This is a genomic window from Bradyrhizobium sp. CCGE-LA001 (assembly GCF_000296215.2).
Classification (GTDB): domain Bacteria; phylum Pseudomonadota; class Alphaproteobacteria; order Rhizobiales; family Xanthobacteraceae; genus Bradyrhizobium.
Genome location: NZ_CP013949.1, coordinates 6,800,430 through 6,814,516, shown reverse-complemented (window position 1 = coordinate 6,814,516; position 14,087 = coordinate 6,800,430). Strand labels below are relative to the sequence as shown.

Here is a 14,087-nt window from a genome sequence, read left to right as displayed (position 1 = left end):
ACGAGCACTCACCGGCCCTGACTAAAGACAGCTTGCATTTCGGCTGGCGCCCCGTAGCGGGCAGCCGGTGAGTAATCATGCTTCTCGATAAGATCTTTTCGTTTGTCTAAGATCCTGCTGTCGGTGTGCGCTACCCGCTCAAGCACCTCGTTGGAGAAAAACTGCAGCGATACCGCGCCCGAATTGATGATGCCAGCGGTGGTTAACGTCAGCACGCCTTCGTTTGAAATACTGATAAGTCCCGCCTCATTCAGCTTTTTAAGCTCGCGACGAAAGTATTTCTCCATGGAGACTCCAAATTCGCTTTCGAAGCGGGAGAGCGACACTCCACTACTTCGCAACGCGAGCATCACCGTTCGTCGCATCAGATCATCTTGTGACAGGACGACACCCTTCCACACTGGCTTTGCGCCAACCTCAACACTTTGTAAGTAGCGGTCTAAGTCTGCTTCGTTGTAGAACTGGCACTGACTCATGTAGCCAAACCCGCCAACCCCAAATGGGACGAGATTGTTGTCGTTCCAGGAATCGTATTTGCGGCGCTGCTGAACAGAGTGCGGCTGCGACTTCTTGGTCCAATAGAAGATCGGGCCATGACGATAGCCAAGCCTGGTAAGGATGTGCTCCGCCATGAAATGCATGATGATGCGCTCCTTCGCCCCGGCGAATTGGTAACGTCCTTTGCTCAAATGACGAGCTATGGGGTCGGTCGACTTGAACAACAATGGAAAGATGTTAAACTTCTCCACTCCCATCTCCAGCAAACCGATGAGCGAGTCATACCAGCTCCGAAGCGTTTGCTGCGGCAGCCCATAGATAAGGTCCAGCGATAGATTCTGAACGCCCATTCTATTCAGCAGTTCGACGAGCTGCCTCACCTCATCCACACCGTGCCCGCGGTTCAATATACGCAAAATGCTTTGATCAAGACTTTGAACACCCAGCACGAAGCGGTTTACACCGCCTTTGATCAGAGTGGATATGCGATCTCCGGCATCAACCTGCTTCCCAAGAGTGGGATGTAGTTCGAAACTTACTTCGGACTTGGATAGATCAAAGCGCTGTTTGATCATGTCGAATAGCGTTTCCAGCTGTAAGTTGGTCAAGATTGAGGGAGTGCCACCTCCAAAGAATGCTGTCTCAATTGTTCTGCCGGCGAGCGCGGTGTCTGACCAACTCATTTCTTTATTTAGAGCCTCTAGGTAACGCTCCACTCGCCCGGAAGGCGGATTGATTTCCTTGGCGAAGTGACAAAAGGTGCAATACTGATTGCAGAAGGGGAGATGAAAATACAAATCAATCGAGGACGTAATCTCACTCAACAATTGTTCGGCATTCAGCTCGCCCATTGCTTTGAGAGGTGGATATGTGCCGACAAGATAATCGTTATAGGTGTCAAGGTGCAGGTTTCGTGACCTCAGCATGTCGAGGTTAATGTCGTAGGAGCGGTCGATCGCGAACTCCAGGACCTCGGAGTAGCTTGGCACGCGCATTTTGGAGACTCCTTTAGCGTTCGTGTGGAGGCGCATTTGCCGCTCCCCCCTGCATGCGGATCAGGTCCTGCGTTGCCATCTGCTCCATGAAGCCCAGGCAACTGTGATTACTCGGCACGGATGAAGACGGCGGCTGCCGTAGGACGTAGCGGGACCAGCGTCCATCGCATTGGTTTGGACCAGTCGAGTACACTCTTCAAATCCTGGACAGCGAGACCGCCGCACGTTGCGCTCCTCCTGTCCAGCAATTGGCGTGCCATCGAAGTCAGCCCGCTGGTCTTGCTTGGCGGGCCCGCCCACAGAAGCGTCTCAGCGCCACCAGAAACATGGATCCGACAACGACTGCAATTTTCGAGAACCGCCTAGGCCTCAACCAATGCTGTGCCGATTGATGAATGATTGATGCCCCCACGAGAACGTTTTCGTGATCTGGATGGTGGCGAAGGTTAGATGGCGAGATGCTTCAAAGAGGTCCGATCATGGCCTTTGTCACCACTCGTTAATCCAGATCCGCATTTCACCTTCGCCGCGGTTGGCCCAGCTGAACCACGGAATGAATGTCAAGCGCTGTGGTTGCCGCTTTCCAGGCACTTTGTCGTAGTGATAAAGCGGTGGTGCTTCAGAGAGTGCGTGTTGCAAACGAAAGCCCTCAGCCTGCAGCAAAATCTTGCCAGCAAAAAGCCCCTTGCCTTCAACGAGCGAAAACCGGCTGTCTGCATCCAGCCAAACATTATGCAGCTCCGGCCCGTTGTCGGCTTCTTCCAGACAATAAATAAGAGGGCCACGCTGAATAGCCACTTTGCCGGCCAAGTGGCGAAGTTGTGGATGACCATATACGCGACGTGATTTCATGGGCAGCTGCAATTTGCAGCGATCGCCCTTCCGCCACGTGCGGTGAATGTGCAAATAACCTTTGCGCGGCTCGCAATTAACCGGTTCGCCATTTAGCTTGACCTCCGGCGCGCTGCACCATTCCGGCAGGCGCAGTGCGAGCGTGTGGGTGATTGGCTGCTCGGATTCCACGGCAATCTCCACCAGATCCTCCCAGGGATAGTTCCCGTTCATGCGCAACCGCAGCGTATGACCTCCAACCGCTATTGCCACGCTGTTGCCAATGTAGAGATTGACATAGAGCGCCTCGGAGCGTGGCGTGTAGATGTAATGACCAACTGATGTAAAAAGGCGTGCGATGTTCGGCGGACAGCAGGCGCAGCCGAACCAGCCCAGTCGTTGCGGCGAAATATGACTGTAGCCATAGTTGGACCGCAGCGTTTTGGGATGAACTTCGAGTGGATTGGCATAGAAAAAATGCCGTCCATCCAAGGCGATACTGCCTAAAACGGTATTATAGAGAGCACGCTCCATCACATCGGCATACTGACCGTCCGCCTCCATCTCCAGCATTCGGCGGGCGAACATCATCAGGCCGATGGACGCGCAGCTTTCCGCGTACGCAGTATCGTTCGGCAGATCGTAGTCGCTGCTGAAGGCTTCGCCCATGCTTTGCGAACCAATGCCTCCGGTGATATAGATCTGCCGCTGCACCATGTTTTGCCATAGCCCCAGGCAAGCTTGGCGTTGTTGTTCGTTCTGAAGCAGACGCGCCAGATGGGCGACCCCAGTCATGAGGTACACGAACCGAACCGCATGACCCGTTGCAGTTCGCTGTTCGGTGACCGGCAGGTGCGCCTGACTATAGGCTTTCCATGTGACCATCCCGGGCTTGTCGTGTGCTTTGTCGCGGGATCGCTTCTCATATTCTAGGTCATAGAAGTGCGGCTCTGTGCCGCGTTGCTCCACGAAATAGTTGGCTAGCGTGAGATATCGCGGCTCCAGCGTCACTTCATAGAGGCGTGTCAATGCAAGTTCGATTTCCGGATGGCCATCATAGCCGTGTAAATGATCATGCTCGGGGCCAAAAACCAAGCCAATGTGGTCAGCAAGCCTGCAAACGACGTCGAGTAGGCGCCTTTTACCCGTCGCTTGAAAGAAAGCGATACCCGCTTCAATCAGGTGGCCGGCGCAGTAAAGCTCGTGGCATTCGGTTAAATTGGTCCATCGTTCCCCAGGCGCCTTGACGATGAAATAGGTGTTCAGATAGCCGTCACCGCATTGGGCGGCCTCCATCAACTCGATCAGGTCATCGGCAGTTTTCTCCAGGTCCGGATCGGGTGTTGCGCACAAAGACCAGGCGACTGCTTCCAGCCATTTTGCCACATCACTGTCCTGAAAAACCGGACCGTAGAATTCGCCATTTGCTCGGTTTGCGGCGATCCGGAGGTTTTCGATGGCATGGCTCGGTGCGACTTCGGGGATACGATCGTTCAGCGCGTCCCACTGATGCGGAATCGTCACCTCCCTCACCAATCGCTGGTATTTTCCAATGAGCGGATCGGTGATTTGTAAGTCATGGAGATTGACCTCCGTAACAGTTGGCCTATTCATGTTGCTTTCCATGGTTTTGGTGCACGGGCCGATAGATCACCGAAAGCTCCTGTGGCCCATTGTTGAGTTTGCGGCGAAGGGGGGCTGATTGGCAGCCCCAGCATGTCCTGCCTGATCTGGTCGGCTCACGCGTCTTCCCGGGCTTCCAAATCTCGGCATGAGCAATTGAAGCGGCGCTCTCGTGATGCACCTGAAGCAGGGGCGGAGAGAGAACTCACCTCAAATAGCATCGGACGTCCTATGACGCTCGACACGAAGGACATTGTCGATCTCCGTACATCGCTCTGACTAGTACGCTCGAGGCTCAAAACAGCAATTTTCGTGCCGCCAAAGGCGCAGATCGTTTGGCGAGCTCGTCCTCGTATCCGCCAGGCGGTCGCGGCTTCGACAATTCTGCGTACCGCCTTCCGCCCGGATAGAGTTTGGCGCTGCGTTGTTGCTGATTCAGTCCAGGGTCTTGGTCACCGGACGGTCGCTGCCGCCGAAGGTCCGGAAGCACTGGCTCTGTTTCAACTAAGGCATAGCGTTCGATTTGCTCTTCACCGACGTGGTGATGCCCCCGAGGCATGAACGGCGCGAACCCGCCGATGCCATCACGAGGCAACCGTCTTCGACATGCTGGTCCTCTTCGTGTCAGCCTGTCCGGAAGCCGCCATGATGCACGACGGCCGCCTCGATCCGGGCGTCTCCTGCTGAGCAAGCCCTACCGTGCCGCGGAGCTGGCTCGTCTAACCCGCCAGTTGCTCGACACCGCGCACCGCCCGCGCCGTTCAAGGGCTAACGTAACGAGTCGAAGAATCACCGATTGTCCTCAGCTCGGCGCGAGATGCACTACGTTCCATGACGCCGGCTTAAGTGTCGCCAGTAACCGCCTGGCGTCCATGCCTACAGCGTGCAAGGGCCGCGGTTTCACGCGCTCAGGTGCGTCCTCGGCATTTGTTGCCTCGAGGTCGTGATGTCGAAGTTCCAATGCCTCCCTGACGGATAGCCGGTCGAAGCTTCGTGCTTCCACACTGACCTCCATCTCCTGCTGCAGATCGCGGTTGAGGATGAACAGTGACAGGCTGCCGGCGTCTCCGGCGACCGCAGCCATCTTCAGATACGGCACGTTGTGCAGGGCGAAGAACTTGTCCAGGATGCCAGACGTCTCATAGGTCTCCGACTCCACCTGGGTGCGCAGAACTCGGCCGCGGCCGAGACGGCCCATGTGAGCAAACGGAAAAAAGATGGTCTGACGCCACGCGCTCCCGCCCTTTTGGGTCATGATCGGCGCAATCACATTGACGAGCTGCGCGAGACAGGCCACTTTCACCCGATCGGCATGGTTGAGTAGTGAAATGCAGGCCCCACCGAAGGCGAGCGCATCTTCCATCGTGTAGACTTCCTCAAGGATCGCCGGCGCGACGGGCCACTCGCCCTTGAGCAGATCAGTGCGCCTGCGTCCGGTTCTGTACCAGACGTTCCACTCATCGAAGCTCAGCATCATGCGCTTGTCTGAACGCCGCTTCGCAGCTGCAGCGTCCGCCAGAGCGACGACATCTTCGATGAATCGGTCCATAAGATCGGGACTCGCAAGAAAGGATGCGGTGTCCCGTCTGTAGTTGTTGAGATAGGTGTGAAGGGAAATATAATCGACATGATCGAAGGTGTGCTCGAGGACCGTGTCCTCCCACCGGGCGAATGTCGGCATGTTGTGCGCCGAGGAGCCGCAGGCCACAAGCTTGATCGTCGGATCCACCGATCGCATCATCTTGGCCGCTTCTCGCGCGATCGCGCCATAGACCTCGGCAGTCTTGTGCTCCATCTGCCACGGACCGTCCATCTCGTTGCCGAGGCACCAGAGCTTGACGTCGTGCGGCTGCTCCCAACCGTGAGCGCGGCGCAGATCCGACCAGGCCGTGCCGCGCGGATGGTTGCAGTATTCCACCAGATTGCGCGCGGCGTCGCCGCCGCGGGTGCCGAGATTGACGGCCAGCATCGGCTCCAGGCCAGCGGCCCTGCACCAATCGATGAATTCGTTGGTGCCGAAGTGGTTGGGCTCGGTGCTGAACCAGGCGAGATCGAGCCGTGACGGGCGACTCTCTGCCGGGCCGACCCCATCCTCCCAGTTGTAGCCGGAAACGAAATTGCCTCCGGGATATCGTACGACGGTGGGACCAAGCTCCTTGATCAGCGCCAGCACGTCGCCGCGAAATCCACGCTCGTCCGCTGTCGGATGATCCGGCTCGTAGATGCCGCCATAAACGCAGCGCCCAAGATGCTCGATGAAGCCGCCAAACAAACGGGGATCGGTGTGACCTATGACAAAATCGCGATCTATTAGGACTTTTGCGTGTCTCATCGTCTTCTCTCGGGTGTCCCGGGGCTTGCAAAAGGCGGTCGCCGCGGCATTCGCGACCTCGAGTACGGCCTCCCGCAACCCGCGGGCATAGGGATGGTGCGAGCTGTTCAAAATGGCCTTCACATCGCCGCTCTCGACCACGTGGCCCGCTTGGCAACGTCTGCATCGTCGTCTTCGGACGCATATACTGGTCCTTCGCCAGAATAGTGAGCCCGATGACGTCCGTCACTGGCACTCCAGAATTGTTGAAGCGTCCCTCGGTCCAGCCTTGGCTGCACGCCGCTGACTCGCAACCGCATACCCGACGACATCTCTTCAGATCAGCGGAAACGCCGTGCCACATGAAATAAGATGGCAGCCCGAAGGATCCATCGCCAAGGCACCGCTGGATGCGCCCATGCCGACTAGACTCGCGGTTTCAGCGCCACCGTCGATGACGAGCTCGTGCTTGCTGCTCAATGATTGGGGCGGCAGCGAATTCGCCGCATCAAGCTCCGAGGCGCAGAAGCGATTAATCTGCACGCCGGGCATCGACTTGCTGAGACCGGCCTTCTGGGCCGCGAGCCGAGCAACGTCAGGACCGGCCTCGCCGGTTGGGTCGACCACGCCGAGCATAGCCTCGTCGACCGCACCTTCGCTCAGATTGTTGCGCTCGTTAAGCGGCTCGAGGGGCATCGTGGCGAGCCGCAACGCCGTAACGTCGCGCAGAGCACGATTGGGCTTGCCGCAGCCGCGTGGGATGCGAACGTGATCGTAGACATATGTGTGGGCCAAGACGATTTCTCCGAAACCGTGTTCGTTCGTGTCTCATCCTGATTGAAATCTGAGACCCAGACCCGCTGCAGCTACGGAAGCGCCACTCGTTTGCTGGCTGCGGACTGCTTTCATTCAGTATGACTTCATCTGAATAGCAAGGGCCGTGCCACCGCTTGAAGCCGCTTCAAATACTTGAGGACACTGCAAATCCGTAGTCCGGAAGATCCTGACGGTGTTCTGGACCTCACCGAATTAGTATCTCTGTTAGAAACCGCACAACGAGCGGCCGTCGTTTCGAGAAGGAGCTCGAGCAACTGGCGGAACGGCATTCCTCAGACCGCCTGACGCGGCCAGACGACAGTGAAAGCGCTATATGGCCCGTGAACCGAAGTTAAATAGTTGGCGCCTCATCGCCATTCTATGTCTTGCCGCAAGGTAACCTTTCGAGCTCCGGCTTTGCCAAATTGCAACGTTCTCAGCGAGCTTATGCGCGCGGAGCGCTATTTCTTCTTTTGACGCAGACGAGCAGGCTTGCGACCTTTGCGCAATGTCTTATGGGGCATTGCCCCTTTCGGGGGCTGGACAAAGAACTCGGCTACATGGACGCCAAGTGCTTCAGCTATTCGATCGAGAAGATCGATTGTTGGATTCGCATTTTGCCGCTCGACAGCACCCATATATGAACGGTCAACCTCCGCATCGTAGGCCAATTGCTCCTGCGGAATACCCAGAGCCACGCGGATCCGCCGCACATTCCAGGCCACAAGCGCACGAGCTTTCATGCGCCAAAGCAGCCATTCGGCAGGCCATCAAACCACTGGCTATAACCGCCCTATTGCCGCAATCGAAAACGAAGCGAACAAGCCGCGTGAGCTTACGTGAAAGAGCAAGCGTTAGGTGGAGATCAGGCGCGGCACGCAATGAGCTGGTGCTGACGCCCTATGACGCACGGCATCCGGTGACTTGTTGGCTATTCCTACATGGTGAGCATGGCGCTGAGATGGAAGGTGTGCCGGGATCGGGTTACTTCTCCAGCCCCGGTGTCCTACCCGATGCAGCGACGTCGTGGTCGCGCTGGAAAGGCCGGGGAGGAAAGGGGATTTCCGGATTTCGGGATGGTCCGTCGACCAGGACAGGGAGGTCGTGTCGCGCAATTTGATCTCGACCTCCGAGTTATCCACGCGGGTTACTGCTTTCATGCGTGGCCAGCGCACTCCGGTATGGGCATCACGCGTTCTCTGGCCGTACGGAACATGGCCGCGTCCATGGAGGACAAAGAGGCCGTCACGTCGTGCGCGCGGTGCGCAGGACTGAATAGAGATCGGCGGTTGCAAGCCATAGGGTCCGATTGTCCTGCTAGTTCTTACGCAACGCATCGCAAAATGAATTTCACTCCATCGCATTATTCGATGTTGCCGGCGGATATTTGCAGAGGATCGCGAGATCCGGAGAGTCAAAATTTGACTACGCACACCAAATTCAATGCACGTCTCACCAGCGATATTTGTATGTCGTTATCTAGGCTGATGGTTCGACTAAGGATGCGTTGGAAAATTGCCATCGTTGCATTGGCGGAGTTCGCGCAATTTGGACACGGGGCGTCAATGCGTATCAAATCAATTGAACAAAGAACCCGCCTTGGAAAACGATACCATCGCACGGTAGCAGATTGAAATTCTCAACTATTGCGTTCGTCCGCGTTTCACAGCTACACGTTGTCTTGCCAAGAACTGCAGCTTCGTTGGCTGGTGGGATCGGGAGACATGTTTCTCATGAAGCAATTTTCAATTGCAACAGAGGAGAGCGGCCAATCCGCGCAAGGCGGTTATCGCTGTGTGACGCGGCATGTGTGTGTCGCAGGTTGTTGCTGCCGCCCCTAAAGTTGAATTCGGACTGCGCCGCCGCGCAGCTGGGTGAGCTTCACATTCAAGATATTTTGGCGTCATTTGGTGCCTGTCAGCAGGGTCAAGTGACTGCTCACTGGCTGGCACAAGGCCCAACGTCTCACCTCTGAGCTTGCCGTCTTTGAAGCAAGTCTGCGCTCTGACAAAGCCCGTCCGTGAGGGGCGGGGACAGTGGTCGAGCGTGATCAAGTTCAACTTAACAGAGGGCGTTCCTGCCTGCTGTGCAGGCCGCCGCATTTGGGAGTGTCATGTCTTCCGTTGTCCGCACCCTTCATCTTGGCCTCAACCTTCATGGCGCGGGCGGTCACTCCGCAGCTTGGCGTTGGCCGGGCACCAACCCGAGCGCCTTTTTCGACATCGAGCACTACGTTCGTGCTGCGAAAATTGCCGAGCGCGGCCTGTTGGATGCAGTGTTTCTGGCGGATACCCCCGCGATCTCCTATGACATCACTCGCCAGCCGCCACTCAACGGGCTTGAGCCTACGCTCGTCCTTTCCGTGATCGCGCGCGAGACAAACCGCATCGGGCTGATTGCAACGGCCTCGACGACCTACAATGAGCCATACAATCTGGCACGACGTTTCCTGTCGCTCGATGTTATCAGTGGCGGCCGAGCTGCCTGGAATGCGGTTACGACCTCCAGCCCAGCAACGGTGGCAAACTTTGGCGGTCGCCAGATCGCACGTGACGAGCGCTACAAGCGGGCCGAGGAGTTCGTCGAAACTGTCCGTTCTCTCTGGCTGAGCTGGGGCGATGAGACCATCATCGCTGATCAAACATCTGGCGTTTACGCCAATAGCGATCATTTCCGGCTGCTCGATCCCAACAAGAATGGGTTCGCAATCCGCGGTCCGCTCACCCATCCCGGCTCGCGGCAGGGCTATCCAGTCATCGTGCAGGCTGGAGGCTCGAATCCTGGTGTGCGCCTTGCGGCGCGCAGTGCTGATATCGTGTTTACCGCAGCCGGCGACTTGAACACGGCCATCCGCGAATCCGAGCGCCTTCGCGCGCTCTCGCGCCAATTTGGCCGCCGTACAACTCCACTCGTCCTCCCCGGTCTCGTCACCTTTATCGGCGGCACGGAACAGGAGGCGCAGCGGCGAAAGCGGGAAATCGACGCCCTGCTTGATCTGGAGCGCGCTGTCGACGCTCTTGCGCGGAGCATGCACGTGCCCGCCCAGAGACTCAGGCTCGACCAGCCTATTCCCGTGGAGCTCTTGCCGGATCCGCACAATGTTGCGTTCTCGGTCGGCCATCACCGCACGTTCGAGGCATTGGCGAGGGAAGGCCGCACGGTTCGCGAGATCATCGGCAGCGTTCAAGCGTTCGGCCATCGTTTGCTCGTGGGAGCACCCGAGCAGATCGCAGATTCCATCCAGTCATGGTTCCGGACTGGCGCTGTCGATGGCTTCAACATTATTCCGGACGTGCTGGACGACGGCGCTGCGGCGTTTGTCGATCATGTCGTGCCTATCCTACAGAGCCGCGGTCTGTTTCGCACTGAATACCAGGGGGAAACATTGCGCCACCACCTTGGAATTCCTCACCACGACCGCCTTGCTGCTGAGACGTTGGCGGCACCGTCATCTGAGTGACGCAGTGATTACTCACATTCAATGGAGTTTGGATATGTCTGTTAGCGAACGCGCGCGCAATTGCCATCTCGGCATCCAGCCGAACAGTCGGCGAAAGCGCAATGCGACGGCTGTTCTGTTGGCGGTCTCAGCACTCCTGCAGATCCCGATCATGGCGAGCTGCTCAGCCGAGGAGGCGTCAGCCGGCCCGAAGCGAGGAGGCATCATTCGCTATGGGCATTTTCAGGAGCCGCCCTGCCTGTTCGGGGGATGGGTGCAGCAGTGGTATCTTCAGCGGCAGTATAGCGACAATCTGGTTGCTCGGAGGGAAGATGGAAAGATTGTGCCCTGGCTCTCAAGCTCATGGACAATCTCCGACGATAAGAAGGCATACACATTTGAGATCAAGCCAAATGTCAAGTTTACCGACGGGACACCTTTAGATGCACAAGCTATTGCCGAGAACATCAACGGCTGGCTCGGCAATGATCCCGATCGCCGTAACCCAACTGCCGCTCCTTACCTGGAAGACAGCTTCGAATCCGCGACAGCAATTGCGCCGCTCACCCTGCAGATAACGCTGAAGACGCCTTTTCAGCCGTTGTTGAACGTCCTCGCGCAGTCCTCCCAAGGCATTTTGTCACCAACTGCGCTCAAGCGCGGACTTGCGGCGAACTGCAACAGCCCGGTCGGCTCAGGCCCGTTCATCGTGGAGAAATGGAATCACGGGCAGAACGTCGTGTTTCGCCGCAACCCCGATTACAATTCGGCGCCAAGTCACGCCAATCACCAGGGGCCGGCTTACGTTGATGGGATCAACTGGCGGTTCCTTGCGGATCAAACCGTGCGCTATGGCTCGCTACTGACGGGCGAATCCGATGTCGTCTATGATGTTCCAGCGGTTGCCTGGAAGGACGCCAATTCCCGCTTCGCCGTCTTGCGGCATATTACCGGCGGCACCCCTTTGCGCCTGGCGTTGTATACGGCACGGGCCCCGTTCGACGATATGCGGGTCCGCCAGGCTTTTGCACACGCAGCTGACCGAAGGGCCGCCGTCGAATTGTCGTTTCTCGGCGCATTGCCATTCGAAGCGAATGGAGCGCTCAGCCAGAGTTCGCCGGAATATATTAGCGGGCTCGGGGGGGCCTATGCCTACGACCTCGGAAAGGCCAATCAGCTCCTCGATCAAGCGGGCTGGACTGAACACAACAAGGAGGGTATTCGCCTCAAGAATGGCAAGCCCTTGGTTGTACGTGTCTCCTATTCGAGTGCGTTTCTAAAACCCGATGGCGAGCAGGCTTTGCAGGTGATACAGCAGCAGGCAAAGGCTGCAGGATTCGAGGTGCGCCTTCAGCCGACAAACCAGGCGGATTTCTTTGCCGGGAAGAATCTCGGTCCTAACGACTACGAGGTTGTGCTCCTCTATTGGGTGGCACCCGGCGCGGAGATCTTCCGCATTTCGTGGAAGCCTGATCAGAACGGCCAGCGGAACCGCTATAATCCGTCGCGCTATCAGGATGAGGCCCTGTGGAATGTCATCCAGACAGCGGAACAGGAGTTCAACGATGGTGGGCGGACTGCTCTTTACCAGCAGGCTGAACGCAACATCGTGGAGAAAGCGGCCGTCCTAGGCTTCACGGTGCTCGATGTCACGTTGGCGACCAGGCAAAATCTGAAGGATGTCTGGTTGGACCGCGGGGCGGTCGGTGAGCCCGTCTTTTATGACGCTCATTTCGTCGACGTGAAGTGATGCGGGTAAATATCGCAACTCATGATCGGGTAGGCTGGCTAGTGGGCAGGTTCGTGTCCGCTGCGACTGTGGTGTGGCTGGCTGCGACGTTCACGTTCCTTGTTCAGTGCATGATGCCCGGCGATCGGGCCCAAATCATCATCAACATCGCCAGTGGCAACGTCGGAGAGGCCTCTCCAGCGGAGCTTGCGGCGGTCAACGCAAAGTACGGCTTTGATCAGCCACTTGTTCTGCAATATACCAAATACATATGGGCTGTGCTGCATGGAGACCTTGGTGTGTCCTACCAGCAGCATCGGCCGGTCATTGATATCATCGCAGAACAGATTGGCCCAACCATCATTTTGGCGGTTGCGGCGCTGATTGCGGCATGGGTCATCGCCGTTCTGACGACCGTCATCGTCGCGGGCAGAGACAATATGTGGTCCACCTCGCTCACGGGAATACAGGTGTTCCTGGCGACTGTGCCGCCCTATTGGCTGGCTACAATCCTCCTCGTTGTCTTTGCGGTGCAGCTTCGCATTTTGCCGGTCATCGGGGGCAATTCACCATTGGGCCTCGTTCTTCCAGCGATTGCGTTGGCTTTGGAATTGTCGGGATTCCTGGGGCAAATCCTTGGAAGCGAATTCACGCGCGTCCTCGAGCAGCCATTTGTCATCTCGGCGCGGGCACGAGGTATGGGTGAGCTCGGCGTCAGACTTCGTCATGTCCTGCGTCATGCAGCGTTGCCCGGCATCACTTTATCAGGTTGGGCGATCGGAAAGCTTCTTTCTGGTGCGATCCTGATTGAGGCGGTGTTTGCGCGTCAAGGTCTTGGCGGAGTCCTTGTCGCTGCGACGTCCTCTCGAGACGTTCCAGTCGTCTCAGGGGCTATTCTGATCTCCGCGGGCTTGTTCGCCGTCACGAGTATGCTCGTCGATCTCACCTATCGGATCGTTGACCCAAGGATCAAAATGGCATGAGTGGGGTAGGGGAGTTGAGCGTGTCTTCGCAGCCTGGAGAGGCATCGCCTGCCATTGGTCGTGCTCCACTTCGGGTTTATCTTGCTCTGAGCGTCATTGGTTTCTTTGTGATCGCGGCAATCGCGCCGAGTCTGCTGCAGACGCATGATCCGCTCGCGATCGATTTGGGGGCGCCATTGCAAGCTCCCTCGGTTGCGCACTGGTTCGGAACCGACCAATCGGGCAGGGATCTTTACTCCCGAATTGTCCATGGGGCAGGCCAGTCTCTCATCATCGGGCTTGGTGCAACAGCGCTGAGCATCGGCATTGGGTTAGTTTTCGGCGTTATTGCCGGGCTTGTGGGTGGCGCGCTCGACAATGTTCTCAGCCGGCTTTTGGACGTGCTATTTGCACTACCCACGCTTTTCCTCGCGCTTCTGTTCGTGAGCCTATTCGGACCGTCGGTGCTGACCCTCGTCATAGCCGTCGGAGTTGGCACAGCTCCGGGCTATGCTCGCATGATCAGAGGACAGGTTCTGTCTGTGAAGGGCGCACCTTACGTGGAGGCTGCCAAGGCGCTCGCCCATCCTTACTGGCGCATCCTATGCCAGCATATCATTCCGAACGCGATGAGCCCACTCACTGCGATGATGACGCTTGGAGTTGGGCAAGCCATCGTCTGGGCGGCGGGTGTTGCATTTCTCGGGCTCGGTGTCGCTCCCCCGGCGCCTGAATGGGGCGCGCTGCTAAATGCAGGGCGCAACTACGTGATCTTCGCATGGTGGCTTGAGATCATGCCGGGCGTTGCCGTTGTGGCGTTTGCTCTCAGCCTGACGGTCGTTGGACGCTATTTGCAGGACCGCCTGGAAGGAAAGATCTGAGT

The 14,087-nt window shown here is 57.4% G+C and carries 9 protein-coding genes; 4 read left to right on the top strand and 5 right to left on the bottom strand.

From position 1 onward, the window contains the following. Nucleotides 1-8 precede the first annotated feature (8 nt). The 5 genes from BCCGELA001_RS31075 to BCCGELA001_RS31055 form a co-directional block, all read right to left on the bottom strand. Entirely contained in the window at nt 9-1,493 is a 1,485-nt protein-coding gene (locus BCCGELA001_RS31075; RefSeq protein WP_060737031.1) for a coproporphyrinogen-III oxidase family protein, read from the bottom strand. Between the two features lie 489 nt (nt 1,494-1,982). Next, on the bottom strand, nt 1,983-3,938 hold the full coding sequence (locus BCCGELA001_RS31070) for a glycoside hydrolase family 127 protein (protein ID WP_060737030.1): 1,956 nt from the start codon (nt 3,936-3,938) through the stop codon (nt 1,983-1,985). Nucleotides 3,939-4,749: 811 nt separating this feature from the next. Further along, nucleotides 4,750-6,279, bottom strand: a complete 1,530-nt coding sequence (gene arfA, locus BCCGELA001_RS31065; protein ID WP_060737949.1) for an arabinosylfuranosidase ArfA — start codon at nt 6,277-6,279, stop codon at nt 4,750-4,752. A 315-nt stretch (nt 6,280-6,594) separates the two neighbouring features. Then, nucleotides 6,595-6,954, bottom strand: a complete 360-nt coding sequence (locus BCCGELA001_RS39175; protein WP_335339433.1) for a hypothetical protein — start codon at nt 6,952-6,954, stop codon at nt 6,595-6,597. 581 nt (nt 6,955-7,535) lie between these two features. Further along, nucleotides 7,536-7,817: a helix-turn-helix domain-containing protein gene (locus BCCGELA001_RS31055; RefSeq protein ID WP_008545728.1), complete on the bottom strand. Its 282-nt coding sequence runs from the start codon at nt 7,815-7,817 to the stop codon at nt 7,536-7,538. A gap of 1,370 nt (nt 7,818-9,187) precedes the next feature. Between BCCGELA001_RS31055 and BCCGELA001_RS31050 the strand changes: the two genes are divergently transcribed. The 4 genes from BCCGELA001_RS31050 to BCCGELA001_RS31035 are packed head-to-tail and all read left to right on the top strand — an operon-like array spanning nt 9,188 to nt 14,085. Beyond that, nucleotides 9,188-10,534, top strand: a complete 1,347-nt coding sequence (locus BCCGELA001_RS31050) for an NtaA/DmoA family FMN-dependent monooxygenase (protein ID WP_008545725.1) — start codon at nt 9,188-9,190, stop codon at nt 10,532-10,534. Nucleotides 10,535-10,568: 34 nt separating this feature from the next. Next, nucleotides 10,569-12,263: an ABC transporter substrate-binding protein gene (locus BCCGELA001_RS31045; protein ID WP_008545724.1), complete on the top strand. Its 1,695-nt coding sequence runs from the start codon at nt 10,569-10,571 to the stop codon at nt 12,261-12,263. Nucleotides 12,264-12,316: 53 nt separating this feature from the next. Then, a complete protein-coding gene (locus BCCGELA001_RS31040; RefSeq protein WP_236840794.1) occupies nt 12,317-13,225 on the top strand; it encodes an ABC transporter permease in 909 nt (302 codons plus the stop codon). Nucleotides 13,226-13,245: 20 nt separating this feature from the next. Beyond that, the gene (locus tag BCCGELA001_RS31035) at nt 13,246-14,085 is read left to right on the top strand and encodes an ABC transporter permease (RefSeq protein ID WP_236840793.1); all 840 of its coding nucleotides are present in this window, start codon (nt 13,246-13,248) and stop codon (nt 14,083-14,085) included. The last annotated feature ends 2 nt before the right edge of the window (nt 14,086-14,087 follow it).